Source organism: Cupriavidus alkaliphilus (genome assembly GCF_900094595.1).
Classification (GTDB): domain Bacteria; phylum Pseudomonadota; class Gammaproteobacteria; order Burkholderiales; family Burkholderiaceae; genus Cupriavidus; species Cupriavidus alkaliphilus.
This window is the reverse complement of the sequence record NZ_FMAD01000003.1, coordinates 452,894-477,198: the sequence shown is the minus strand read 5'-3', so window position 1 is coordinate 477,198 and position 24,305 is coordinate 452,894. Positions and strand designations below refer to the sequence as shown.

The window sequence follows — 24,305 nt, the reverse complement described above, 5'->3', positions numbered from 1 at the left end:
GCGGAGGCAGAATGGAAAAATCAGGCCGCGCGTTCCTCGCCGTCGCAATAGGGGTCTACCTCGCGGTGGTGTGCCTGCTGTATCCGCTGTATTCGCCGGACTACTTCGCGATCCTGGGGGCGCCCAACCGTTTCCTTTCGCTGATCGGCAACGAGTTGATCGTGGGGCGCTTTGTCAGCGGGCTCGGCGCCTACCTGGCCTCGCTGGTCAAGCTCGATCCGTTCGAGACCTACCCCGTCTACGTGGCCATGACCGCGCCTATGGTGGCGCTGTTCCTGCGCCGACTGTATTTGCGGTACCTGGGCCTGGAGCCGTCCCTGGCGCTGTTTTCGGTCTTCGCCTTTACATTCCTGTTCAGCGGGGCCATGTTCGATGTGCTGTCGTTCCGGGAGGTGCCGCACCACGCGCTGCTGGTCTTCGTCTTCGGCTACCTGTATCTGGCGCTGGAGGACATGCGCGAAGGTTGGCCGCGCGCGCTGCTGCAGGTCGCAGCAGTCGTTTGCTTGTTCGCCACCTACCAGGCCGCAGCCGTGATGATCGTGGTGCTGGCGGTGCTGAAGGCCATGTTCGAGGCCGCTGGCGGCATGTCGGTGCGCGAGACCGGCAAGCGGCTGGTGGGAGATGCCATAATCGTTTTTGCCGGCCTGGTCCTGTACATGGTCGTCAAGGGCTTCGTCGAGCGCCACTTTGGCGTCGAGATGGTGCGCAAGTTCCTCGACTATCGTGACAGCGCTGCGGTGGCGCGCCGGCTGGACGAGCATGCGCGCGCGCTGCTGGCCCTGTTCCAGACGCCGGGCGAGATGTACCAGTGGGCCCACGTCGGCGCCGGACTGGTGCTCGGCCTGCTCGGCTATGTCGCGCTGGCCGTGCGTGCCGGCCGTCGCGGCGTGCTGTGCATCATCCTCGCTGGCTGCCTGGTGCTGCTGCTTCAGGATCCGCTAAACCTCGTCGGCGTGGACTACTGGCCGGTGCTGCGCAGCTCGTTCTATGTGGCCTTGGTGCCGGGACTGCTGCTCGCCTTCGTCTATGGCCGGGCCACATCGGCACTGGTCCAGCGCACGCGCGGCATAGGGCTGGCTGCGGTGGTTGCGCTCTACGCCGTGGCCGGCACTCTGTTGCTGACAGAAGCTTACGAGTTGCGCGAGCGAGACGCCGCGCTGGCCCGGGCGATTGCGGATTCGGTTAAGGCGGACCTCCCGGTCGGCAGCTTCCGGCTTACCGCGAACTGGAGCCGCGTCCAGGCGGCAAACTATGCCGGGGTTGATGGCCTGCGCTTCGAGTTCGGGTTTCCGCTCATGACGGTGCCGTGGAGTGTGAGCCCGTACCTGAAGCACGTGACCGGCGTCGATCTCAAATATGCCGGACCGGCGCAGTGCGCGGATGTTGGTGCACCGAGGCTCAGCGTGACCGCGGGGGATGGTGTGCTAGACGTGTGCTTCTGATTTGCGCATGCTCCCGGCGACGCCAGCAGAAAACTGCCGCTCTCCCTTCTCTGCAGGACCATTGTGATGTGATCCGAAGCCGTCCGTGTGGCTGGCATTTTTTGTTTCTGTTTCGACGGAGATAGCATGGGGACCTCTTCTGCTGCTCGTCCGTATTCGTGCCCCATCGTCCACCGGCAGCCAGCAAGAGGCGTCGCTGGAGTCTACTCCGGTGATGCGGACGCAAGAGCTTTCTTGATCCTATTGTATGGACGCGTGCAAAGAGAGCATCAATTTGGTCAAGCGTGAGGGGTGGTAATAGTCGATTGCTTTTCTTCTGCCATTTTCCGCAACGCTATGCAGATCGTGCTGACCTGCTAATGAATTCTCCAGAAAATATGTCAGATCCTCCAGGCTGCGGTATAGAAACATCTCTTCATTGATAGCAAAATTAGTCTCGAGTATTTCGTTTGGGGCCGCGATGACCGCGGCTCCGGTGGTAAACGCAGCCAGAGCGCGCTCGTGAAAACCGCTATAGTGAGGCAGGGGGCAAATTACACTCTTGGAATGTGCCATGGTTTCTATGAGTCGCGGAAATGTCCTTTCCTCAATGAACTGAAGTCTGCCATCCCCAGTAGGGAGGTCAATTTTCCGATCGGAGATAACTGTTACGGGTAAGTGCCGAATTGCGTGGATCAGGTTGTGACGTCTTGAAAACTTGACAAAATCTAGCGTTGTTGTGATGAGAAAGAGAGTATCTGGGTCGTCAACGGTAGTTGCCACGCGCATGTCGGACAGGGCCCGGAAGATCTCGAGCAGCGGGTCACAATCAAGTCGATCCACTGCCTTTTCTGTTACCGCATGAAAAATTTCCCTAAAGAGCCGTTGTCTGTGGTTGCGTGGCTTCCCATATCGATCGAGTACCAGCTCCGGACTGGCAAGTCCCATGGGCAGGAGAATATCGATCTCCCTTGAATGCACGGGCTCGATGTAATCCGGCGAGGCATGCGGAAAAGTTATGCTAGGCGAAAAATAAACGCGCCGAATTCCCAACATCTTGGCGACATTGGCATATCCATAGTCAGTGATAAGCAACGTCCTGTAGTCGCCAGTAGAGGCGACTTGGTGGGACATTGACTCGTGGGCTGGGCAATCGTGCATCAAATCGAAGAGCTGTTTTTTGTAGCAGGTAAACAAGGAGCGCAAATCGCCGGGCCCAGCATTGAGAAGAAGCTCCGAGCCGAAACCGTTATAGCACACGAAGAATATACAATGAGGGTCTTGCGCTGCTTCTGTCACTTGGCGCGGATGAGCAATATAGTCAATGGGGATTGTGCCGATACCGTATTTGGCAAAGGATGCGGCTAGTTCATTGGTGAATACGAGATTGTGCTGATGTCGGTCAGCCGCATTGTTGGCGAGTATGGCCACGTAGTCTTTGAATTCTGCCGGCTTCATTATTTATGATCTTTTAAGAATTAGTTCACGGTCTGGCGGAAATGCGAGGCAATGCGGTTGAATATCGCCCGGGCCCGCCTCAATGGCGTCGATCGCAACGCTCGTAGCGTCATGACCTCGGCTCGCCCATGGGCCTGCATCGGGAAAGGCGGGGGTGGGGCGACGGCCTCCGCTTGCGCCAAAAGTAGAGCCGCTAGCTTCTTGTTCTCCTCTACAACGCTCTCGAACCCGCTTGCGAGCTTTCGATACTCGGCCAAAAGATTATCGTGACGCCGTTCTGCGTCCAAATGGTTACCTGCTGCCTGCCTTAGCTTTTCTGTCAGTTCGCTAAAAAGCGACATGTCCATGTCACTCCTCCGAGATGGCGGACGTACGATCAGCTGTTTTTCGGCGAGAAGTTCATTGGTGATGAGTTGGCAGCGCTTCCACAATTGCTGATTCTTATCAAAAACTTCCAAATACTTTTCCCAGTTGCGGTAGGCGAGCTCGTACAACTTGTCCAGGTCTCGTAGGAGTTTCGATATTTTCTGTGCTGATTTTTGCGTTTCGTAGTCCAGTAGAATAATATCGACATCATCGGTGAAGGCGACGTTCATGCCGAGTGGGTCGCTAATGCAGTTGAGTACACCGCTGAAGCCGGCTTCCATGCACGCGCCAGTCGGGAATCCGTCAAATGCTCCGCTGCCGCCCTCGTTTGCTGGTCGGTTAACGGACAGGATGATATCCATGCTCGGGTAGAATTCTTTGAAGAAAGAATTCGGTTGCTTGCCGTGGAAAATAATGCGGTCGGTAATTCCATCAAGCGGAATCTGATCCGGCGTATAGTCACCGACGACGTGAAGCTGCAGGTCCGGAAACGACGGGGCCAAGGCTTTTCCGATGGCAATGAACTGGTCATATCCTTTTTTTCTGACATCGTTGCCATATCGATGCGCGACGAAGCAAATGTCAAGGGTATCTTTGTTGCGTCCATAAAATTTTTTGTCTCGGTGGAAATCGAACCCATTGTGTGTCTCGTACACTCCGCCATAGATGAATTCGAATTTTTCGAGTGGAGCCTTGGTTATATCGAGCGCGTACGTATGCGAGACATTTTGTGAGACGATAACTTTTCGGCACAGGGGTGAATTTACGACGCGGCGAAGTCTGGCGTCGGCAATGTCCGTATGCAGGTCAAAGCCACCTCCAGGGTAAAGCTGCAAGACAAAAGGGACTGCGCGCTCTTCCAAATATGGGAGTAGTTGGTCGGCGTTGTTCAAGAACGTAATGTACGCCAACTTGGGGACAATATTGCGAAGTTCATCGAACTTGAAAATGCGTGACTTCGCTTCCGCCGGCAAGTTACTCTCACTCAGCTGCGATGAGAATCCGAGATTAGAGTAACCACCGTGCCAGCCTTCCGTTGTGAGGAGAATCGAGGATTTGAAATGCCTTAGATAATGTGAATATTCCAGTAGCCTGAATGTTGAGAAATTGCAGGGCAACATCTCGTCAATAATTAGCAGATCGCAGTATTTTGTGCTAATTGAGGCTTGTTTTTGCATGGTTTTTGAGCTCGGATTGAGTGTTAAGCTGCGTTGGCCTTCCTCAGGGCCGGGCCAAAAGATCTGTGACAAGGTACTGTACAACACAAGCATGCATAGACGCTTGTGTGGAGGACGCTGTCAAATTTCCGTGCTTGGCTCGTTCGACAGCATCCACAGCAAAACACCTATTTCGCTTGAATTTTTTCTGATCAGCTGCAGGATCCATTGACAGCCTGACCTTCCGAAATTTTCTTCATATTCTCGAAACTCTCCAGACACAGCCGATCACATAGTGATGGTCCCAGCGCTATGTTTCGGCAGCATGCTCTTCATTGAGGCCGCTCTCGAACGATGGTCATTGCTACACTCTGACGGCGCCGTGCGAGTTCTTTGGTAAGAGTTCTGACAAAGGCACAAATGATTTCTTTGCTACGCCCGTGACGGCACAGGCAGTCTTGCGGAACACAATATTGTTGACGTCAGATATAAGAAAAAATAAATCGCCAGCCGCAGTGTAACAATGTATGGTATTGAGCTCTTACAGATCGTTACAATTTGAGGGCGACATGAAATTGAAGTCTCTTGCAGTTGGAGTACTCGCTGTATTTGGCATTGTATCGCACGCGATGGCTGGAACTGCGGTAGGAAAGGTAACGAAGTTGAACGTTCGTGAAGGGCTGGTCTACTTTACGTTAAGCGGCGCTGCGGTCGGGCGGCCTGGGTGCGCTGTAAGCACTCAGTACTTCATGATTAAAGATGAGAATTCGTCCGTGGGCCGTCAGCAAATAGCTCTTCTGCTGACGGCGATGAGTTCAGACAAGTTGATCACGGCCGATGGAGCGAATCAATGCACCAAGTGGGGCGACGGTGAGGATTTGCGGGAAATCGTTATTACCAATTGAGGAACATGGCAACATTAAACCATCGCTACTAAGTCAAAATGCGAATAAGAAATAGATTATTGGCATTGCTCCCGTTGGTGCTGGCGGCGTCGGCTGCCACGGCTGGCGTCTATAGGACACATCTCGAAGTTACGAGACCCGCTGCGGTCAAGCCGGGGCAAACATTCGAAATTGCCGCGAAATTGACTGGATATTTCTTCGTTAAGTGGATCTATCCGCAAGCGTCGGGGCAAGGTGCTTACCTAATCTTGTACGAAGGACCAAAAGAAATCGGACGATACCGTATCAGCGAGCACAACACGCCTGTAACCAAGACCGTTTCATCGCCGGGCCCCTCTGGCTGGAACGACTTGATCGGGCTTGGATCAGAAACGACCGCGCGTTTTAGCGTAATTGCCCCGGTGGGAACGTCCTCACAGGAGTACACCGTTGTCTACACCGGTGAGAAATGGAGTGACAGCGCTACGTCTGGGGTGTTCAACATCCGTTTGGGATACCCAGGCGCACTTGGGGCAGTTCTGCCCATCTTGCTAGGGGACTAACCCTACCGTTCTACGGGGCGCAGGCGTCTACACCGGCGTGACGGTTCTTGGTTCGACTAACGCATGTTAAGTAACCTGCCAGCGAGGCTTTCTGGTCCCGAGACTATCTGAGCGCCCACGAAGCGCCCAAGAACAAGCGAACCTGCCGTTTTTCCGGGGCTTTTCGTCCGCAGGCGTCCGCAGTCTCTCAACCGGCCCTCGCCGGTTGCCATGGGTAATGTCGATCCGTCCCGTCCCGGTTATGCTCTCGACCCATGAACAAACTCGCCAGAAATTTCGAAATCCGCCCCGCCTTGCCTTCAGATGCGCAAGCCGTGGAATCCATCCTCATCGACACCTACGTCGGCACCTGGAAGCCGCACCTGACGCCGGCCGCCGCAGCCGCCTTCGAACAGCAAGGCAAGACCCGCAGCTACGTTGAAGCACGTTTGCAGGAATTCCATGTCGCCTGCGTGGACGGCGTGCCGGCCGCCATGGTGGATTGGGAAAACAATTTCATCTGGGCACTGCATGTCGGGCGGGCATGGCAGCGGCTGGGGTTGGGCGGGGCGCTGCTCGCGCATGCGGAAGCCGAAATCGCCCGTGCCGGGCATCGCGAGGCGAGGCTGGAAACGGACACGTTCAACCAGCAGAGCCGCGCCTTCTATCGGCGCCAGGGATATGCCGAGATCGATTTCTATCCCGATGAAAGCTGGGACAGCGGCTTTACCACGGTGCTGCTATCCAAAGCGCTGGCGCCAGGCTGAGCACGAGGGACCGGCGCCTTGCCGATTTCATGCGTAGATTGCATGACCTTGCCGGGCCGCACATGAAAGAATCGGGCATCTCTCTCGAACGCCTCCGATGCATCCCATGTCCGACCCCATCGTCCACCTCAACGGCACCCTGACTCCGCTCTCCGAGGCCCGCATCCCTGTGCTGGACCGCGGCTTTATCTTCGGCGACGGCATTTATGAGGTGATCCCGTACTATCACGGCAAGCCTTTCCGCGGCGCACAGCACCTGGCGCGGCTGCACCGGAGCCTGGAGGGCATCGGCATTCCCGATCCGTACAGCGCCGCGCAGTGGCTGGAGCGTGTCGGCGAGGTGGTCAAGGCCAATGGCTTGTCGGATCAGCTGGTCTATATCCAGGTGACCCGTGGCGTGGCCAAGCGCACGCATGCGTTCCCGAAGGAGGTGGTGCCGACGGTGCTGATCATGACCAACCCGATGGCGCTGCCGTCGGCGCAGATGGTCGAGCAGGGCGTCGCGTGCGTGACCATGGAGGACCGGCGCTGGCTGAATTGCCAGATCAAGTCGACCTCGCTGCTCGGCAACGTGCTGGCGGCGCAGCACGCGGTGGAGCAGGGCGTGACCGAGGCGATCCAGTTCCGCGACGGCTGGCTGACCGAGGCGTCGGCGTCCAATGTGTGGGTGGTGCGCGATGGCCGCGTATCGGCGCCGCCCAAGGACAACCTGATCCTGGAGGGCATCCGCTACGGCTTCATGGAGGAGATCTGTGAGGCGATGGGCATTGCGCTGGAGTCGCGCCGGATCGCCAGGGACGAGGTGTTTGCCGCCGACGAGGTGCTGCTGTCGTCGGCCAGCAAGGAATTGCTGCCGGTGGTCAGCATCGACGGCCGTCCGATCGGCAAGGGCGTGCCGGGACCGGTGTTCGCGCGCTTGTATGCGGCTTACCAGGCGGCCAAGGCGGCGTTGTAAGCGCCTGCAAGGCGCTCGCGACGCGTGCTAGGATGCATCGGGATTCAGCCAGGAGTCAGTCATGGCCAAGCGTGAGCGCGGCCGGCGTGCCTTGCAGGACGAGGTCAGCCGGCGTATCCAGCAGATCGATGAAATCGGCGAAGACGGTGCCAAAATCCGCGTGCCGTCACCGCAGCCCCATCCGCGCGACGCGCGCGGCCGCAACTGGGACATGGACTTCGACAAGCTGCACGGCTATGCGGCCAGTGTGCGCGCGGCGGTCGACAAGGTGCGCGACGAGTTCGACCTGAACGAGGCACTGGAGAACCGCGCGCCCAATCCCTTCGGCGACTGAACGGGCGCTAGTCCACCGAAACGATGATGGCGACGCGCCGGTTCTCGGCGCGTCCCGCGGCAGTGCGGTTGTCCGCCACCGGGCGGGCCTTGCCCAGTCCGCGTACTTCGATGTTGTGCCGGGCAAAGCCGGCATCGGCCAGCAGCGCGGCCACCGCCTCGGCGCGCCGCACCGATAGCGACTGGTTATATTCCGCAGGGCCGGCGTCGTCGGTATGGCCGTCCACGCGCAGGCGCTCGATCCCCACGCCGCTCAGTGAGCGGCCGATGCGCCGCACGTTGGCGGCGCGGTCCCCTTCGATCAGGTCCTCGTTGAAACCGAACAGCACCTTGTCGGTGAGGCCCAGCTCCCAGCCTTCCCCAGTCAGCGCGAAGCCCTCCTGCTGCAGCACCGCCAGCTGCGCCGGCGACAGCCGGCCGCCGGGCGGCGCGGTCTGGCAGCCGGCCAGCGCCAGGCAGGCCAGCATGACGGCGGCCAGCCAGGACTGCCAGCGAAATCGGTGGTCGGCCAGAGAACGGCTTGCAGGCATGTGGTTTCTCACTGCGTGACGTCCAGGCGCGGCTCGGCGCTTTGCCAGATGCCGCCGGAGCGCCGCTTGGCGCCGTACATGGCGGCGTCGGCGGCGTGCAGCAGCGCCTGGCTGCCTTGCGCGTGGACGGGGAAGACGGCCAGGCCGATGCTGAGCGAGGCTTGCACCGCGCCGCCGTCGGGCAGGTCGATGGGGCTGGCCATGGCCTGCAGGATATGCTCGGCGATCTGGATCGCATCGTCCGGCGCGCGCAGCGCGGTGGCTAGCACGGCGAATTCGTCGCCGCCGATGCGCGCCACGGTGTCGCGGCTGCGCAGGCTGGCGCGGATGCGCTGGGCCACCGCGACCAGCACCGCGTCGCCGGCGGCATGGCCGTGGCGATCGTTGACGTGCTTGAAATCGTCGCTGTCGAGATACAGCACCGCGGCATATTCGTCGTTGGCGGCTGCGTGGCGCACCGCGTGCTCCAGCGCTTCGACGAAGGCGGCGCGGTTCAGCAGCCCGGTCAGGGCATCGTGATTGGCGCGGTGGGCGAGTGAGCGGTTTTCGCGCTGCATCTGGTTCTGCCAGGTCTGCAGCTCGTCGAGCAGGCCGTTGAAGTCCTCGCTGAGGGCATTGAGCTCGGCGATGGTGGCCGGCGGCGTGCGCTGCGCGAAATCGCGCTGGGAACGGACCGCGTGGGCCACCCGCATCAGGTTGCGCAAGGGCTCGATAAGCTGCACCAGCAGCCGGCTGGCCAGGTAGTGGGCGCCAACAGCGGTCAGCAGCAGGCAGGCCAGCAGCCCCAGCGCGCCCCGTAGCAGGAAATGCAGCAGGTTGCGCGGGTCGCCGCTGACGCGCAGCATGCCGACCTGTTGCGCCTGGTGCAGGATGGGCTGCTCGACGGCATCGGTGCCCAGCCATTCGACCAGCGCGTGGCGCAGGCCGGTCAGCGGCGCCTGGCCGGGGCGCTGCCACACCGCCAGCACGTGGTGGTCGCGGTCATAGACGGTGGCGCGGGCGATGTCTTCCGAGGCCGCGATCGCGGCCAGCGTCTCCGCCGTCGCCGCCTGGTCGCGGAACACCACCGGCGCTTCCAGCGTGTAGGCGATGGAGCGCGCCACCAGCCGCACGTTGTGGTCGGCGTAGACGCGCAGCGCGGTGACCCCGATCGCGGTCAGCGCCAGGCCGGCCGTGCATACCGCGATCAGCGCCACGCCCAGGTGAATGCGGCGCAGCACGCTGTAGAGGGTAGGGCGCGCGCCAGGTCCGCGCACCGGCTGGGGCTGGCTCATGACGGGGCTCCCTTGCGGCGGCCCAGTTGCAGCACGCCGGGGTGCATGTGCACGCCGCTGCGGGCGAGGGTGTCGAGGTTGACGCGGAACGAGACCTGGTTATCGCGGATGTTGAGGCAGAACATGCTGCCCACCTCGCACTCGAAGTCTTCTTCGGCGATGACCAGCACCGGGCGGCCGGTCAGCTCGGCCGACAGGCGCTTGCGGCGCGGTTCGTTCATGGTGCCCACGTACAGCGCATCGCACGCCGGGTGCAGCATGTCGGCCAGCACGTCGACCTGGCGGGTCTGCACGGTGCGGCCATTGGCGAGCGTGCCGCCTTCTCTCAGCCGGGCCGCATAGCGGCTGGTGTTGTCCACGCACAGCCGCACGGGATCGCGCTCCACCGGCCAGCGCGCGTAGCCGAGCAGGCTGATGACCACGCGCGCGACCAGGTCGGCCCGCTGCGGCGCGGGTTGCGCGGTCACCGCGGGCGGCAGCATGGCCGGCAGCACCGCCAGCGTCACGGCCAGCAACAGCGCGGTCAGGCCGCGGCGCAGCAGCGGTCGTGCACGGGCAGCGGGCGGGATCGGCGGGGGGCTGGCTGGGGCAGGCGCCATGGTCTGGAACGAAGGGGGCGTGGCGGCCGGTTGCGTGTTGTGGTCTGGCCGCGCGTATTGTCTGGGGCCGGGTTCCGGGCGGTCAAGCGTCCGGGCCTTGCGGTGGATCGGGCGATAACGGGCGGCACGAGCGGGTTCTGCGCAGACCGGCTCGTGGCGCGGCGTGATACGAAATGTTTATCGGCCCCGCTGTTGTTTTCCTGAACCCCGCCGTGACCGCTGTGGCGGCATACCAGGCTTCGCCGTGGCGGACACAACACTTAGAATGTGATCATCGCCCCAACTCGTCCAACTCGCCCCTGCCGCCATGACCGCCGATCCTCTTTTCCGCCTGCTGCACCTGACCGGCGTCGCCGTCTGGGTCGGCGGCATGTTCTTCGCCTACCTGTGCCTGCGGCCGGTGGCCGGCAGCCTGCTGGAGCCGCCGCCGCGCCTGCGCCTGTGGCGCGGCGTGTTTGCCCGGTTCTTCCCATGGGTGTGGGCGTCGGTGGTGGCGATCCTGCTGAGCGGTGGCGCGATGATGGCGGCAACGGGCATGGCGGGCGCTCCACGGAACTGGCACCTGATGCTGGGCATCGGCGTTGTCATGGCCGGCATCTTCTGCTACGTGTGGTTCGGCCCTTATCGGGTGCTGGGCCGGGCGGTCGATGCGCAGGACTGGCCAGGCGCCGGTGCCGCCTTGAACCGCATCCGGCAGGCGGTAGGGACCAACCTCGTGCTGGGGCTGGCCAATATCGCCGTGGCGACGCTGGGCCGCTGGCTCGCCTGAGCGCGCCCGCTCGACGCCAGGGTCCGATTCGTCTTGTCACAACCACGCAAACGGAGAGCTGCCATGCGCGTTCTCGCATATGTTGCCGTCGTCGGCCTGGCCGTGGCGGCTATCCCCGCCGCCGCGGCGGAAAATGGCGGCCTGAGCGCCGACTATAACCGCTGCATGGGCAAGGCCGTGTCGACCGCCGACATGCTCAACTGCGCCGCGCTGGAGTCGCGGGTCCAGGATACGGCGTTGAACAGCGCTTACCAGTCGCTGCTGCGGCGGCTCGAGGCGCCGCGCACCGGGCAGTTGCGGGTGGCGCAGCGGGTCTGGCTCGAGTACCGCCAGGCCAATTGCGCTTTTGTGTCAAATCCTGCCGGCGGCAGCGCCGCGCGCGTGGCCGGCGCGACCTGCCTGCTGGATATGACCGCCGCGCGCGTGCGCGAATTGCGCGCCTTTGCCACCGAGGCCGCCGGCCGGTGAGCTTGCAGGCCTTGTGCTAGAGTTGCCTGACCCCTGTGCTGCGGCACGTCTCAACCGGAGATGGATCATGGCCAATGAATCGCGCCACAACCTGAAGGCTTTCGTGCAGACCGCACCCCAGTCCGGGCGCTACGTGTGGGTCATCGCGCTGGTGGATTTCAGCGCGCAGCAGGTCAGGCGCGCGATCGTGTCGGACGATACCTTCACCACCTCCGATGCCGCGCGCGTTGCCGGCGAGGCCCAGCTCAAGGCGATGGCTGAGGATCACTAGCGCCGCCCGCGCACAAGCGGGGCTGCACCGGGCTGTTGCGCGCCGGCATCCATAACCGGCCGATATCGATTCTTGCCTTGCCGGCGGTCCACGGCGCACTAGACTATGGGCATGTTCCTCCACAAGAAAGGACTCCCATGACGGATTGCGCGCTTCGCCCGGCCAGGGCGCTGTTGCTGGCCGCGTTGCTTGGCTCGGGCCTGACCCTCAGTGCGGCGTCGATGGCCCAGGTGTCGGTCAACATTGCCATCGGCGTGCCGCCGCCGGCGCCGATCTACGAGGCCGTACCCGCGGCGCGCGCCGGCTACGTCTGGATGCCTGGCTACTGGGACTGGGACGATCAGCACCGCAAGCACGCCTGGAAGAAGGGACGCTGGGAGCGCGAGCGCCCCGGCTATGTCTATGAGTCGCCGCGCTGGATCCAGTCGCGCGACGGCTGGGTGCTGGTGCCGGGCCGCTGGGATCAGGGCGGGTACAAGGACAAGGACAAGGACAAAGGCAACAAAGGCCACCAGGACAAGGGCGGCAAGGGCGATAAGGGCAACCATTGCCCCCCCGGCCAGGCCAAGAAGGGCGAGTGCTGACCAGCGCGCCGCCCGGCGCCGCACGGTGACGCCGGACACCCCTGCCATGCTACGATCCCCGCCATGACACCCGCGCCCGCGCGGCGCATCGGCAGCGGATTCCGGAGGTAGCGATGGCAAGGCACGTCTTCACGCGCGCGCAGTATCTCGACATCCTTAACGACAGCCTGCGCAAGCATCCCGGCTGGCAGCCGGGCATGGCCTTTGTGTTCCTGCCGCCCGGCGCCGATGCCAGCCAGGCCACGGCGGTGGGCTGCACCGGCCCGATGGACGCGATTCCGGTCTATGCGGAAATCCAGCGGGTGGCGGCCGAGCTGATCGAAGTCAGCGACGAATAGACCGCGACGAACGAGCCGCCACGGGCCTATGCCCCGCGGCGCGCGCGCCGCAGGTTGCCGCGGCTGCGTACAATACCGCCCTCTACAGACTTTCGGATACTGCCGTGAAGAAAACGGACCTGGAAAAAAACAAGGGCCTGAAGATCGCCAACAGCCTGAAGCAGGCGGCGGCGGGGCGGGGCGGCATTCCCGGTGCCGCGACCCGTCCGGACCGGCGCGAACAGCGCCGGCTGGACCAGGAGCAGGGTCTGGTGCCGTTCGCGTGCAAGCTCGACGGCGCGCTGGTGAAGCGCCTGCAGGCGCTGGCCGCCGATCACCCGGGCGGCATGACCGGGCTGCTCAATGAAGTGCTGGCCGGCGCGCTGCCGCCGGAGCAGGGCCAGGCCTGAGCGCCGCGCGGCGGCCGCGCCGCCGCTGGCCCGGGGTTGTCTCAGTCCTCTTCCTCGTCGTCGAGGAATTCGCGGCGCAGCATCCAGTTGGCGATGGCTTCGTCGCAGATGCGCTTGAACTTCTGCTTGTCCGGCATCTTGTCGAACAGCTGGAAGTTGACCAGCGCCATGCCGGCATCGGTGATGTAGAACATGCGGCTCGGGTCGTCATCATGGACGATGCGGCCGTCGATGGCATCTTCTTCGCTTTCGGCCGGCATGTCCTCCAGCTCGACCACGCGGCAGGTGAAGCGCGGGCTGCGGGTGTGGGTCAGATACTCGAACTCGTCGTGCATGACCTCGCCGCCCTTGCCTGCGATCACGGCGAAGCCCCAGATAAAGCGGGGCATCGGCAGATCGGACAGATCTTCAATCTCGTCCATGGTGTTCTCCCTGATTCAATCCCCGCATTATCGCCCGGAACGCCGCGGCTTCAAAAGGTGGCACGGCGCGACCCTGCCGGCACCCTGCCGCTTATGGCCCGGCGTGGCAGCCGGCCAGCGCGGGCGCGGCGGTTTCCGGCTGCATCAGGTCGCGCAGCGTGCCTGATTCGCCCTTGGTCCACCATTCGTAGCGGCCGCCGACATAGCGTGCGCCGGACGCCGACACCGTGCTGACCGCCAGCACCGGCTTGCCGTCGATGCGGAACACCGCGGCCTGGTTGTCCGGGCTGTTGAAATAACGCACCGTCAGCGTCTTGCCGCCGTCGCACTGGTAGCGCATGGTGCGCACCTCGGGAAAGCGCACGCCGTCGATGCCCGGCGCGCGGGCGGCCTGGGCCGCGGTGCTGGCACCGAGGACGGCCAGCAGGACAGCGATGCGGGTGCGGGACAGGATCAGGCGATCGGACATGGCGTGGTCGGGTCGAAAGTCGGTGTTCGGGTTGAAGGAGCCGGATCGAGGCAGCGCCGCTGCGCCCAGCGATCAGCCGAGCATGTAGCCGGCGGCGAGCGCGCGGAAGCTTTCCACCTCGCGTGCTTGCCAGGCTTCATCCTCGGCGAGCTCTTCGGCCAGGATCGCGGCCACCGCCGGTGCCGCATCGACGGCCGCGCGGGCGTCCAGGAACAGCGCACGATTGCGGCGCGCCAGCACGTCCTCGACCCGGCGCGCCAGCTCATGCCGGGCGGCAAAACGGACATGGGCCTCGGTCAGGCCGGACGCGCCGGCGAGCATGCGGTCGTGTCCCGGCAGCGCGCGCAGCAGGCTCAGTTCATTGCCGTAGTAGCGGTCCGGTGAGCCCGAATCCGGCGGCGGCAGGTCGGCCGGCAACCCGGCGGCGCCGTGCAGCGGCAGCTCGGCGGTCACGCATGGCGCCGCGCGCACCATCTGGCGCTGGATCGCGGTCTCGATCACGTCTTCGGCCATCTTGCGGTAGGTGGTCCATTTGCCGCCGGTGACGGTGATCAGTCCGGCCCTGGACACCAGGATCGTATGCTCGCGCGACAGCGACGCGGTGGAGGCTTCGCCGGTGGCCCGCACCAGCGGCCGCAAGCCGGCCCAGACACTGGTGACGTCGGCGCGGGTGGGGTCCTTGGCCAGGTAGCGCGACGCCGTTTCCAAAATGAAATCGACATCGTCGGCCCCTGCATCGGGCTCCAGCGGCAGGTCGCGGCGCGGTGTGTCGGTGGTGCCGACGATGGTTTGTCCGTTCCAGGGCACCACGAACAGCACCCGCCCGTCATCGGTCTTGGGGATCAGGATGGCGCGGTCGCCCGGCAGGAAGCTGCGCGGCAGCGTCAGATGCACGCCCTGGCTGGGCGCGACCATGGTGCGCGCATGACCGTCTTCCATCTGGCGGATGGCATCGACCCACACGCCGGTGGCATTGATCACGCAGTCGGCGCGCAGCCGGAAGGTGGCGCCGCCGAGCGCGTCCTGCACCGTGACGCCGCTGATCACGCCGCCTTGCTGGCTCAGCCCGGTCGCGCGCATGTAGTTGAGCGCGGTGCCGCCGACGTCGAACAGGGTGCGCATCAGCGTCACCGCCAGCCGCGCATCGTCGAACTGGCCATCGAAGTAAAGGTTGCCGCCGCGCAGCGGGCGCCCGCCGACGTGTTCGGCCAGGTTGGGCGCGGCCTCCAGCACCTCGCGGTGGTTCAGCCAGCGGCTGCCGGACAGGTTGAGGTTGCCGGCCAGCATGTCATAGAGCTTGAGGCCGATGCCGTAGAAGGGCTGGTCGAACATCTGGTAGGCCGGCACCACGAAGCCCAGCGGCCATACCAGGTGCGGCGCGTTGCGCGCCAGCAGGCCGCGTTCGTGCAGCGCCTCGCGCACCAGGCTGATATTGCCCTGCGCCAGGTAGCGCACGCCGCCATGCACCAGCTTGGTGGCCTTGCTCGAGGTTCCCTTGGCAAAGTCGGCGGCTTCGACCAGCAGCGTGCGGTAGCCGCGCGAGGCGGCATCGACTGCCGTGCCCAGGCCGGTGGCGCCGCCGCCGATGACGATCACGTCCCAGCGCGGCTCGCGCTCCAGGGTGGCGAGCAGGGCGGCGCGGCCGGGCGGCTGGATCGGGGTGGGAAGGCTGTGCATGACGCTGGTGTGTGGTGGGTGCTGGCTAAGGTGTTGAGGTGGCCCGCGCGCGGCACGGGACGGGTTTGACCGGCCGGTGTCAGCCGTGGCCGGAGTCGTCCTCGCGCGCCCAGTCGCGTGCGCGCTCGACCGCCCGGTGCCAGCGCGCGAGCCGGTGGCCGCGCTCGTCGGCCGACAGGTTGGGCTCGAAGCGCCGCTCCACCTGCCATTGCTGCGCGATCTGCACCGGGTCGCTCCAGTAGCCGGTGGCCAGGCCCGCCAGGTAGGCGGCGCCCAGGGCGGTGGTCTCGGTCACGCGCGGCCGTACCACCGGGGTGCCGAGCAGGTCGGCCTGCATCTGCATCAGCAGGTCGCTGCGCGAGGCGCCGCCGTCCACGCGCAACTCGGCCAGCGCGATGCCGGCATCCTTCTGCATGGCCTCGAGCACGTCCACGCTTTGCAGCGCGATCGATTCCAGCGCCGCCCGTGCGATCTGCGGCCGGCCGGTGCCGCGCGTCATGCCGACCAGCGTGCCGCGCGCAAAGGCGTCCCAGTGCGGCGCGCCCAGCCCGGCAAAGGCCGGCACCAGCACCACGCCGCCGCTGTCGTCGCACTGGCGCGCCAGCGCCTCGGCCTCGGGCGCGCTCTGGATGATCTTCAGGCCGTCGCGCAGCCACTGGATGGTGGCGCCGCCCATGAACACCCCGCCCTCCAGGCAATACTGGGTCTGGCCGCGGTACTGCCAGCCGATGGTGGTCAGCAGCCGGTTGCGCGACGTGACCGGCTGCGCGCCGGTATTCATCAGCAGGAAGCAGCCGGTGCCGTAGGTGTTCTTGGCCATGCCCGGCACCAGGCAGGCCTGGCCGAAGGTGGCGGCCTGCTGGTCGCCGGCGATGCCGGCAATCGGGATCGGCATGCCGAACAGCCGCGCCGCGGTGCGCGCGACCTCGCCGCTGGAGGGCACCACCTCGGGCAGCAGCGCGTGCGGGATGTCGAGCAGCGCCAGCAGCGCGTCGTCCCACTCGAAGCTGTGGATGTTGAACAGCATCGTGCGCGAGGCGTTGGAGACGTCGGTGACATGGCGCGCGCCGTCGGTCAGCTGCCAGATCAGCCAGCTGTCGACGGTGCCGAAGGCGAGCTCGCCGCGCTGCGCCCGCTCCCGCGCGCCTTCGATGTTGTCGAGCATCCAGCGCAGCTTGGTGCCGGAAAAATAGGCATCGATGACCAGGCCGGTCTTCTCGCGGAACAGCTCGCCGTGGCCCGCGGCCTGCAGCGCCTCGCACATCGGCGCGGTGCGGCGGTCCTGCCAGACCAGCGCGCGGCCGACCGGCTCGCCGGTCTTGCGGTCCCACAGCACCGTGGTCTCGCGCTGGTTGGTGATGCCGATGGCGCGCACCTGCGAGGCGCCGATGCCGGCGTCGGCCAGCACCGTGTGCGCCACCGCCAGCTGCGATTGCCAGATCTCGTAGGGATCGTGCTCGACATGGCCGGGATGTGGGTAATATTGGCGGAACTCGCGCTGCGCCAGGCGCACCACGTTGCCGGCACGGTCGAACAGGATGGCGCGCGAGCTGCTGGTGCCCTGGTCGAGCGCCAGCACGTATTGCGGCTCGGCGGGAAGCTGGGACGTGGCAGGGCGCTGCGCCTGCGCGGCGGGCTGGTTCATGCGTTCGATCCTGACAATGACATTGCGCGCCGGCGTGGCCGGTGCATGGAATCCTGATGGCTGAAACGTCTTCTTTGCCGGCCGCCGAGGTCACGGCACGGATCGCCGCCTCGCTGGCGGCGCGCAGCGGCTTCGATGCCGCCGCCAAGCTGCGCCTGATGGCGGCTGGCCGGCAGGTCGGCTGGCTTTCGCGCACGCATGCCGGCATCCTGCGCGGCATCGGCGCCGTGCTGGGCCCGGAGCAGGCGCTCGGCGATGGCTCCGTGGCCGTGGCCCTGCTGCCCGGCTGCGACGATTTCGGCACGCGCACAGCCGCGCTGCAAACGCTGGCGCGCCGGCTGGCCGACGCCGGCCATGTGCGCGGCTGGCGCGACGAGCTGTTCGCAGTCACGCCCGCGCTCGACGCGCCCGCGGTCGCGGTGGTCGAGCGCGCCGCGGCCCGCTTCCTGGGCCTGCTGACCTTTGCCTCGCACATGAACGGCATCGTCGACGGCGCTGCGGGCGACCCGCCGGCCCTTTGGATCTCGCGCCGCAGCCCGGCCAAGGCCGTCGACCCCGGCATGTGGGACAACCTGGTCGCCGGCGGCATGCCCCATGGCAGCGATCCGCTGGCGACGCTGGTGCGCGAGTGCGAGGAAGAGTCCGGCATCCCGCCCGAACTGGCGCGGGAGGTGCAGGCGCACGGCATGATCGAGGTACTGCGCGACCTGCCCGAAGGCGTGCAGTGGGAGCAGCTCTACGTCTACGACCTGCTGCTGCCGCCGGACTTCATTCCGCGCAACCAGGACGGCGAGGTCAGCGAGCACCGGCGCATCGAGCTGGCGCCATTGCTTGCTATCATGTCGGCCGGCGCCATGACGGTCGATGCGACACTGGTGACGCTGGATGCCCTTGGACGGCGTGGCTGGCTCGATGTCGGCCAGCACGTCTGAGCCGCCACAGGGTCCATCGCCGCTTGTCCCGGTATTGCTTGCCGTATCGACCATTGCACTGACCGAGCCCCCCTGGCTTTTCCGGCCCTGCGCCGCGCCACCCAGACAGAACCACACACCATGAGCAACACCGGATTCATCCTGACCCTCTCGTGCCCTGACCAGCCGGGCATCGTCCACGCTGTCTCGGGCCTGCTGTTCCAGCACGGCTGCAATATTGTCGATTCCGACCAGTACGGGGACGAGTTCGCCGGCCGCTTTTTCATGCGCGTGCATTTCACCCCGGCCGCCGGTGGTCCCGACCTGGCCACGCTGAAGGCCGCGTTCGCGCCGGTGGGCGACCAGTTCGGCATGCAGTGGGAACTGAACGATGCCACGGTGAAGCCGCGCGTGATGATCATGGTGTCGAAGATCGGGCATTGCCTGAACGACCTGCTGTTCCGTGCCAAGGCGGGCGGGCTGCCGGTAGAGATCGCGGCCATCGTCTCGAACCACCGCGACTTCTACCAGCTGGCGGCGTCGTACGACGTGCCGTTCTTCCACCTGCCGCTGATGAACGCGTCGGCCGAGCAGAAGGCCGCGCAGGAAGCGCGCGTGTTCGACGTGGTGCAGGAGCAGAAGATCGACCTGGTGGTGCTGGCGCGCTACATGCAGGTGCTGTCGGACGACCTGTGCCGCAAGCTGGCCGGCCGCGCGATCAATATCCACCATTCGTTCCTGCCAAGCTTCAAGGGCGCCAAGCCGTACTACCAGGCGCACGACCGCGGCGTGAAGCTGATCGGCGCCACCGCGCACTATGTCACCGCCGACCTCGACGAAGGCCCGATCATCGAGCAGGAAATCGAGCGCGTGGACCACAGCATGGACCCCGACCAGCTCACCGCCGTCGGCCGTGACGTCGAGTGCGTGGCGCTGGCGCGCGCGGTCAAGTGGCATGCCGAACATCGCATCCTGCTGAACGGCCACAAGACCGTGGTGTTCAAGTAATCCTTCTTCCCTCCGCTTTGCTTCCCTCGCGCGCTGGTGGGGGAGGCGCCGGCGGAGGGGGCAGGCCTGCCGCATCAGCGAGGCAGGCCTCAACGCCCGCCGTGCCCGCGCCAGCGGGGCAGCCCGATATCGCATCCGGGCGCACTCACTCCCGCTCTGCCACCACACACTTCACCCCACTGTCGGCCAGGATCTGATCGAACGGCGCCGCCAGCGGCGCGTCGGTAAACAACCGGTCCACTTGCGACACATGCGCCAGCTCGACCATGGCCTGGCGGTTGAACTTGCTGGCATCCGCCGCCAGCCAGACCTCGCGTGAATGCTCGATGATGGTCCGCGCCACCTTGACCTCGCGGAAGTCATAGTCGCGCAGCGTGCCGTCGGCCTCGATGCCCGAGATGCCGATCAGCCCGATATCGACCTTGAACTGGCGGATGAACTCCACCGTCGCCTCGCCGACGATGCCGCGGTCGCGCGAGCGCAGCACGCCGCCGGCGACGATGACTTCGCAGTCGGGGTTGTCGGCGAGGATGTTGGCCACGTTCAGGTTGTTGGTGATCACGCGCAGGCCGCGATGGTGCACCAGCCCGCGCGCGATCTCTTCCACCGTGGTGCCGATGTTCAGGATCAGCGAGCAGCCCTCGGGCACGGCCGCCGCCACCGCGCGCGCGATGCGCGCCTTGCCCTCGGCATTGAGCACCTGCCGCTGCCGGTAGGCGATGTTCTCGGTGGTGGAGTCTTCCACCCGCACCCCGCCATGGAAGCGCGCCAGCATGCCGTTCTCGGCCAGCATGTTGACATCGCGGCGCACCGTCTGGAGCGTGACGCCGAACTTGCGCGCAAGTTCGTCGATGGAGGCAAAGCCCTGGGTGCGGACTTCTTCGAGCAGGGCCGTCTGGCGGGGATTGAGGGTCATGCGGGGATTCTAGTTCAAACACAAACGAAAACAAAATGATGCGGTGCACTATTGTTTTCTGTTCGTTTTGTTGCTAAAACGAGCGTGAAGCCAAGATTGGTGCGCCTGCATCGAACGCAAGCCGTGATGCCGGCAGCATATCGAACACGGAGACCGGATGCAGCTACGTTTGGAAGGCGTCGCACAGCAGGCAGGTTCGCAGGCGTATCTCTATCCGATGACGCTGGCCCCGGTTCCAGGCGCGGTCACCATCCTGCTGGGCGCGACGCAGGCGGGCAAGACTTCGCTGATGCGGGTCATGGCGGGGCTGGACCGGCCGAGCGCCGGGCGCGTGCTGGCCGACGGCGACGATGTCACCGGCATGCCTGTGCGCGAGCGCAATGTGTCGATGGTCTACCAGCAGTTCATCAACTACCCGTCGCTCAGGGTGTTCGACAACATCGCTTCGCCGCTGCGGCTGCGGCGCAAGGCGGCGGCCGGCGAGATCGCCGCGCGCGTGCGCGAGCTGGCGGCCCGGCTGCATATCGACCACCTGCTGGAGCGCTATCCGGCCGAGCTGTCCGGCGGCCAGCAGCAGCGCGTGGCGCTGGCCCGCGCGCTGGCCAAGGAAGCCCCGCTGATGCTGCTGGACGAGCCGCTGGTCAACCTGGACTACAAGCTGCGCGAGGAGCTGCGCGAAGAGCTGACCCAGCTGTTCGCGCACGGCGACGCCACCGTGATCTACGCCACCACCGAGCCCGGCGAGGCGCTGCTGCTGGGCGGGCACACCGCGGTGCTCGATGCGGGCGAACTGCTGCAGTACGGCCCGACGCCACAGGTCTTCCACTATCCCGATTCGCTGCGCGTGGCGCGCGCCTTCAACGATCCGCCGATGAACCTGGTCGAGGGCCGGCTTGAGGGCGGCAAAGTGGCGCTGCCGGGAGCGATCGAAGTGCCCGTGCCCGGCGTGGCGGCACAGGACGGGCCGATAACGCTTGGCGTGCGCGCCTCCGCGTTGCGCCTGGCGAGCGAGACCGGGGCGGTCGCGGTGCCGGGTCGCGTGGCGCTGGCCGAGTTGTCCGGCTCGGACACCTTCGTGCACGCCGATACCGCGGTTGGCAACCTGGTGGCGCAGTTCGCGGGCGTGCTCGACCTGCAGCTGGGCGCGCCGGTGACGCTGCACCTGCTGCCCGGGCAGCTCTACCTGTTCGACGCCGACGGCCGCCGCATCCATGCGCCGCGCCGGCCCGGCGGGCTCGCGGCTGATGTGCCCGGCGGCGCCGCGGCGGCGGGAGGCTGAGATGGCGCGCATCGACCTCGACCTGGCGCACTCGTATGTGCCCCATCCGCGTACCGACGACGACTATGCGCTGCTGCCGCTGCGCTTCACTTTCGAGGACGGCGGCGCCTATGCGCTGCTGGGCCCCTCCGGCTGCGGCAAGACCACGCTGCTGAACTGCATTTCCGGGCTGCTGCGGCCTTCGCACGGCACCATCGCCTTCGACGGCCGCGACGTCACCGGCGCCACGCCGCAGGCGCGCAATATCGCCCAGGTGTTCCAGTTCCCGGTGATCTACGACACCATGACCGTCGGCGAAAACCTGGCGTTCCCGCTGCGCAACCGCGGCGTGCCGGAGGCGCAGGTGCGCGAGCGGGTCGGGCGCGTGGCCGAGATGCTGGACCTGTCGTCAACGCTCGGGCGCCGCGCCAGCGGCCTGGCCGCCGATGCCAAGCAGAAGATCTCGCTCGGACGCGGGCTGGTGCGCCAGGACGTGTCGGCCATCCTGTTCGACGAGCCGCTGACGGTGATCGACCCGCAGCTCAAATGGCAGCTGCGGCGCAAGCTCAAGGAGATCCACCATGAGTTTCGCCTGACGCTGATCTACGTCACCCACGACCAGACCGAGGCGCTGACCTTTGCCGACCAGGTGGTGGTGATGTCGCGCGGCAAGGCGGTGCAGGTAGGGCCGGCCGACGCGCTGTTCGAGCGGCCCGCGCATACCTTCGTCGGGCACTTTATCGGCTCGCCGGGCATGAATTTCCTGTCGGGGCAATGGCGCGACGGCGCCATCGACGTGGCCGGGCGGCGCTATATGCCGCCGCTGTCGCCGTCGGTGGAAGCGGCGCTGCGCGCGGCCGGCAGCTTCCGCATCGGGGTGCGCCCCGAATACCTGCAACTGGCGCCGGAGCGCGACACGCAGGCGGTGCCGGTGCAGGTGCAGCGAGCGCAGGATATCGGCACCTACTGGCTGCTGACCGGCACGGTGCAGGAGGCGGGCGCGCAGGCCGGCACGCTGCGCGCGCGGCTGGGCGCCGAGGCGGCCGGCCTGCGCGCGGGCGACACCGCGTGGCTGTCGGTGTTCAACCGGCATACCTGCTACTACGTCAACGAGGAGCTGGTGCCATGAAGCCTCTGAAGCCCGTTAACCAGAAGGCCTGGCTGCTGGTGCTGCCGGTGGTGGCGTGCGTGGCGTTCTCCGCCATCCTGCCGCTGATGACCATCGTCAACTATTCGGTGCAGGACATCATCTCGCCCGAGCGGCGCGTGTTCGTCGGCACCGAATGGTTCCGCACCGTGCTGCGCGACGGCGAGCTGCACGACGCGCTGCTGCGCCAGCTCGGCTTCTCGCTGGCGGTGCTGCTGGTGGAGATCCCGCTCGGCATCCTGCTGGCATTGTCGATGCCGGCGCGGGGCTGGAAGGCGTCGGCGGTGCTGGTGATCATCGCGCTGTCGCTGCTGATCCCGTGGAACGTGGTCGGCACCATCTGGCAGATCTTCGGGCGCACCGACATCGGCCTGCTCGGCGCCGCGCTGGCAGGGCTGGGCTTCGACTACAACTACACCGGCAGCGCCTTCGACGCGTGGATCACGGTGCTGGTGATGGACGTCTGGCACTGGACGCCGCTGGTGGCGCTGCTGTGCTACGCCGGCCTGCGCGCGATCCCCGACGCTTACTACCAGGCCGCGCAGATCGACGGCGCCTCGCGCCTGGCGGTGTTCCGCCATATCCAGCTGCCCAAGCTGCGCGGCGTGCTGATGATCGCGGTGCTGCTGCGCTTCATGGACAGCTTCATGATCTACACCGAGCCGTTCGTGCTGACCGGCGGCGGACCCGGCAACGCCACCACCTTCCTGTCGCAATACCTGACGCAGAAAGCGGTCGGCCAGTTCGACCTGGGCCCGGCGGCGGCGTTTTCGATCGTCTACTTCCTGATCATCCTGCTCATGTGTTTCATCCTCTACAACTGGATGCAGCGCGCGGGCACCGCCGGCAGCGAGGACATGCCCCATGGCTGAGATCTCTTCGGCAGTCCCTGCGGTGATCCCCACCGCAATCCCCGCGCAGGCCAACCGCGCCGCCTGGTGGCGCGCCGGCTTCCTGCTGGCCTACCTGGTGTTCGCGATCGTGCCGATCTACTGGATGGTCAACATGTCGTTCAAGACCAACGAGGAGATCGTCTCGACGCTGTCGCTGTGGCCGGGCCAGTTCACGCTGGAGCACTACAAGACCATCTTCACCGATCCGTCGTGGTATTCGGGCTACCTGAACTCGATGATCTACGTGGCGATGAACACCGTGATCTCGATTGGCGTCGCGTTGCCGGCCGCCTACGCCTTTTCGCGCTACCAGTTCATCGGTGACAAGCATGTGTTCTTCTGGCTGCTGACCAACCGCATGACGCCGCCGGCGGTGTTCCTGCTGCCGTTCTTCCAGCTCTACAGCACCATCGGGCTGATGGATACGCACCTGGGCGTGGCGCTGGCGCACCTGGTCTTCAACGTGCCGCTGGCGGTGTGGATCCTGGAGGGCTTCATGTCGGGCGTGCCGCGCGAGATCGACGAGACCGCCTATGTCGACGGCTACTCGTTCCCGCGCTTCTTCCTGACCATCTTCCTGCCGCTGATCAAGGCCGGCGTGGGCGTGGCCGCGTTCTTCTGCTTCATGTTCAGCTGGGTCGAGCTGCTGCTGGCGCGCACGCTGACCTCGGTCAACGCCAAGCCCATCGTCGCCACCATGACACGCACGGTGTCGGCATCGGGCATGGACTGGGGCGTGCTGGCCGCGGCCGGCGTGCTGACCATCGTGCCCGGCGGCATCGTGATCTGGTTCGTGCGGCACTACATCGCGAAGGGCTTCGCGATGGGCCGCGTTTAACGCAAGCCTTTGCTGG

General features: G+C 65.3%; 27 protein-coding genes. 17 read left to right on the top strand and 10 right to left on the bottom strand.

What is annotated here, in order from left to right:
- Positions 1–11 precede the first annotated feature (11 nt).
- Positions 12–1,442: a hypothetical protein gene (locus GA0116996_RS08820; RefSeq protein ID WP_092309522.1), complete on the top strand. Its 1,431-nt coding sequence runs from the start codon at positions 12–14 to the stop codon at positions 1,440–1,442.
- A 240-nt stretch (positions 1,443–1,682) separates the two neighbouring features.
- Here the strand turns inward: GA0116996_RS08820 and GA0116996_RS27945 are convergent, their stop codons facing one another.
- Positions 1,683–2,879, bottom strand: coding sequence for a glycosyltransferase family protein (locus tag GA0116996_RS27945; RefSeq protein ID WP_141693722.1), 1,197 nt, complete (start codon positions 2,877–2,879; stop codon positions 1,683–1,685).
- Between the two features lie 20 nt (positions 2,880–2,899).
- A complete protein-coding gene (locus tag GA0116996_RS28240; protein WP_167355483.1) occupies positions 2,900–4,423 on the bottom strand; it encodes a glycosyltransferase family protein in 1,524 nt (507 codons plus the stop codon).
- Positions 4,424–4,971: 548 nt separating this feature from the next.
- On the opposite strand from GA0116996_RS28240, the gene GA0116996_RS08810 reads away from it, so the two are divergent.
- The 4 genes from GA0116996_RS08810 to GA0116996_RS08795 all read left to right on the top strand — a co-directional run bounded on the left by GA0116996_RS08810 (position 4,972) and on the right by GA0116996_RS08795 (position 7,884).
- The gene (locus tag GA0116996_RS08810) at positions 4,972–5,307 is read left to right on the top strand and encodes a hypothetical protein (RefSeq protein WP_092309516.1); all 336 of its coding nucleotides are present in this window, start codon (positions 4,972–4,974) and stop codon (positions 5,305–5,307) included.
- A 796-nt stretch (positions 5,308–6,103) separates the two neighbouring features.
- Positions 6,104–6,595, top strand: coding sequence for a GNAT family N-acetyltransferase (locus GA0116996_RS08805; protein ID WP_092309513.1), 492 nt, complete (start codon positions 6,104–6,106; stop codon positions 6,593–6,595).
- A 106-nt stretch (positions 6,596–6,701) separates the two neighbouring features.
- Positions 6,702–7,550 (top strand): D-amino acid aminotransferase, encoded by an 849-nt coding sequence (locus GA0116996_RS08800; RefSeq protein WP_092309808.1) that lies wholly within the window; start codon positions 6,702–6,704, stop codon positions 7,548–7,550.
- A 61-nt stretch (positions 7,551–7,611) separates the two neighbouring features.
- A complete protein-coding gene (locus GA0116996_RS08795; RefSeq protein ID WP_092309510.1) occupies positions 7,612–7,884 on the top strand; it encodes a hypothetical protein in 273 nt (90 codons plus the stop codon).
- Between the two features lie 7 nt (positions 7,885–7,891).
- Here the strand turns inward: GA0116996_RS08795 and yfiB are convergent, their stop codons facing one another.
- Genes yfiB through yfiR form a run of 3 tightly spaced genes read right to left on the bottom strand, consistent with a single transcriptional unit; the run spans position 7,892 to position 10,286 of the window.
- A complete protein-coding gene (gene yfiB, locus GA0116996_RS08790) occupies positions 7,892–8,413 on the bottom strand; it encodes an outer membrane lipoprotein YfiB (RefSeq protein WP_092309508.1) in 522 nt (173 codons plus the stop codon).
- A gap of 8 nt (positions 8,414–8,421) precedes the next feature.
- A complete protein-coding gene (dgcN, locus tag GA0116996_RS08785) occupies positions 8,422–9,687 on the bottom strand; it encodes a diguanylate cyclase DgcN/YfiN (RefSeq protein WP_092309504.1) in 1,266 nt (421 codons plus the stop codon).
- Positions 9,684–10,286, bottom strand: coding sequence for a regulatory sequestration protein YfiR (yfiR, locus tag GA0116996_RS08780; protein ID WP_092309501.1), 603 nt, complete (start codon positions 10,284–10,286; stop codon positions 9,684–9,686). The genes dgcN and yfiR overlap by 4 nt, the downstream gene beginning before the upstream one ends.
- 307 nt (positions 10,287–10,593) lie before the next feature.
- Here yfiR and GA0116996_RS08775 point away from each other — a divergent pair, with 307 nt between their 5' ends.
- The 6 genes from GA0116996_RS08775 to GA0116996_RS08750 all read left to right on the top strand — a co-directional run bounded on the left by GA0116996_RS08775 (position 10,594) and on the right by GA0116996_RS08750 (position 13,105).
- Entirely contained in the window at positions 10,594–11,055 is a 462-nt protein-coding gene (locus tag GA0116996_RS08775; RefSeq protein ID WP_092309498.1) for a CopD family protein, read from the top strand.
- 63 nt (positions 11,056–11,118) lie between these two features.
- Positions 11,119–11,523: a lysozyme inhibitor LprI family protein gene (locus GA0116996_RS08770; protein WP_092309495.1), complete on the top strand. Its 405-nt coding sequence runs from the start codon at positions 11,119–11,121 to the stop codon at positions 11,521–11,523.
- Positions 11,524–11,590: 67 nt separating this feature from the next.
- Positions 11,591–11,794, top strand: coding sequence for a hypothetical protein (locus tag GA0116996_RS08765; protein WP_092309492.1), 204 nt, complete (start codon positions 11,591–11,593; stop codon positions 11,792–11,794).
- Between the two features lie 137 nt (positions 11,795–11,931).
- Positions 11,932–12,378 carry a YXWGXW repeat-containing protein gene (locus tag GA0116996_RS08760; RefSeq protein ID WP_092309489.1) on the top strand — a complete coding sequence of 149 codons (447 nt, stop codon included), beginning with the start codon at positions 11,932–11,934 and terminating at the stop codon, positions 12,376–12,378.
- Positions 12,379–12,491: 113 nt separating this feature from the next.
- Positions 12,492–12,716 (top strand): hypothetical protein, encoded by a 225-nt coding sequence (locus GA0116996_RS08755; protein ID WP_012353266.1) that lies wholly within the window; start codon positions 12,492–12,494, stop codon positions 12,714–12,716.
- Between the two features lie 104 nt (positions 12,717–12,820).
- Positions 12,821–13,105 carry a hypothetical protein gene (locus tag GA0116996_RS08750; protein WP_092309486.1) on the top strand — a complete coding sequence of 95 codons (285 nt, stop codon included), beginning with the start codon at positions 12,821–12,823 and terminating at the stop codon, positions 13,103–13,105.
- Between the two features lie 41 nt (positions 13,106–13,146).
- Here the strand turns inward: GA0116996_RS08750 and GA0116996_RS08745 are convergent, their stop codons facing one another.
- The 4 genes from GA0116996_RS08745 to glpK form a co-directional block, all read right to left on the bottom strand.
- Positions 13,147–13,527, bottom strand: a complete 381-nt coding sequence (locus tag GA0116996_RS08745; RefSeq protein ID WP_012353264.1) for a hypothetical protein — start codon at positions 13,525–13,527, stop codon at positions 13,147–13,149.
- A gap of 91 nt (positions 13,528–13,618) precedes the next feature.
- A complete protein-coding gene (locus GA0116996_RS08740) occupies positions 13,619–13,996 on the bottom strand; it encodes an MliC family protein (RefSeq protein ID WP_092309483.1) in 378 nt (125 codons plus the stop codon).
- Positions 13,997–14,068: 72 nt separating this feature from the next.
- Complete coding sequence (locus GA0116996_RS08735) at positions 14,069–15,673, bottom strand: glycerol-3-phosphate dehydrogenase/oxidase (RefSeq protein WP_092309480.1); 1,605 nt, start codon at positions 15,671–15,673, stop codon at positions 14,069–14,071.
- A gap of 79 nt (positions 15,674–15,752) precedes the next feature.
- Positions 15,753–17,318: a glycerol kinase GlpK gene (gene glpK, locus GA0116996_RS08730; protein WP_092309477.1), complete on the bottom strand. Its 1,566-nt coding sequence runs from the start codon at positions 17,316–17,318 to the stop codon at positions 15,753–15,755.
- Positions 17,319–17,374: 56 nt separating this feature from the next.
- On the opposite strand from glpK, the gene GA0116996_RS08725 reads away from it, so the two are divergent.
- Together GA0116996_RS08725 and purU are read left to right on the top strand one after the other, a co-directional pair.
- Positions 17,375–18,250 carry an NUDIX hydrolase gene (locus tag GA0116996_RS08725; protein ID WP_092309474.1) on the top strand — a complete coding sequence of 292 codons (876 nt, stop codon included), beginning with the start codon at positions 17,375–17,377 and terminating at the stop codon, positions 18,248–18,250.
- A 120-nt stretch (positions 18,251–18,370) separates the two neighbouring features.
- Complete coding sequence (gene purU, locus GA0116996_RS08720; protein WP_092309471.1) at positions 18,371–19,237, top strand: formyltetrahydrofolate deformylase; 867 nt, start codon at positions 18,371–18,373, stop codon at positions 19,235–19,237.
- 145 nt (positions 19,238–19,382) lie between these two features.
- On the opposite strand, the gene GA0116996_RS08715 is transcribed toward purU, so the two are convergent.
- Positions 19,383–20,153 carry a DeoR/GlpR family DNA-binding transcription regulator gene (locus tag GA0116996_RS08715; RefSeq protein ID WP_092309468.1) on the bottom strand — a complete coding sequence of 257 codons (771 nt, stop codon included), beginning with the start codon at positions 20,151–20,153 and terminating at the stop codon, positions 19,383–19,385.
- A gap of 157 nt (positions 20,154–20,310) precedes the next feature.
- On the opposite strand from GA0116996_RS08715, the gene GA0116996_RS08710 reads away from it, so the two are divergent.
- From GA0116996_RS08710 to GA0116996_RS08695, 4 genes are read left to right on the top strand one after another with little or no spacing between them, the layout of a single operon-like run.
- Positions 20,311–21,432 (top strand): ABC transporter ATP-binding protein, encoded by a 1,122-nt coding sequence (locus GA0116996_RS08710; protein ID WP_092309465.1) that lies wholly within the window; start codon positions 20,311–20,313, stop codon positions 21,430–21,432.
- Between the two features lies 1 nt (position 21,433).
- Positions 21,434–22,540, top strand: a complete 1,107-nt coding sequence (locus GA0116996_RS08705) for an ABC transporter ATP-binding protein (protein WP_092309805.1) — start codon at positions 21,434–21,436, stop codon at positions 22,538–22,540.
- Positions 22,537–23,430 carry a carbohydrate ABC transporter permease gene (locus tag GA0116996_RS08700; protein WP_375790477.1) on the top strand — a complete coding sequence of 298 codons (894 nt, stop codon included), beginning with the start codon at positions 22,537–22,539 and terminating at the stop codon, positions 23,428–23,430. Before GA0116996_RS08705 ends, GA0116996_RS08700 begins: the two co-directional genes overlap by 4 nt.
- On the top strand, positions 23,423–24,289 hold the full coding sequence (locus GA0116996_RS08695) for a carbohydrate ABC transporter permease (protein WP_092309462.1): 867 nt from the start codon (positions 23,423–23,425) through the stop codon (positions 24,287–24,289). Before GA0116996_RS08700 ends, GA0116996_RS08695 begins: the two co-directional genes overlap by 8 nt.
- Positions 24,290–24,305 lie beyond the last annotated feature (16 nt).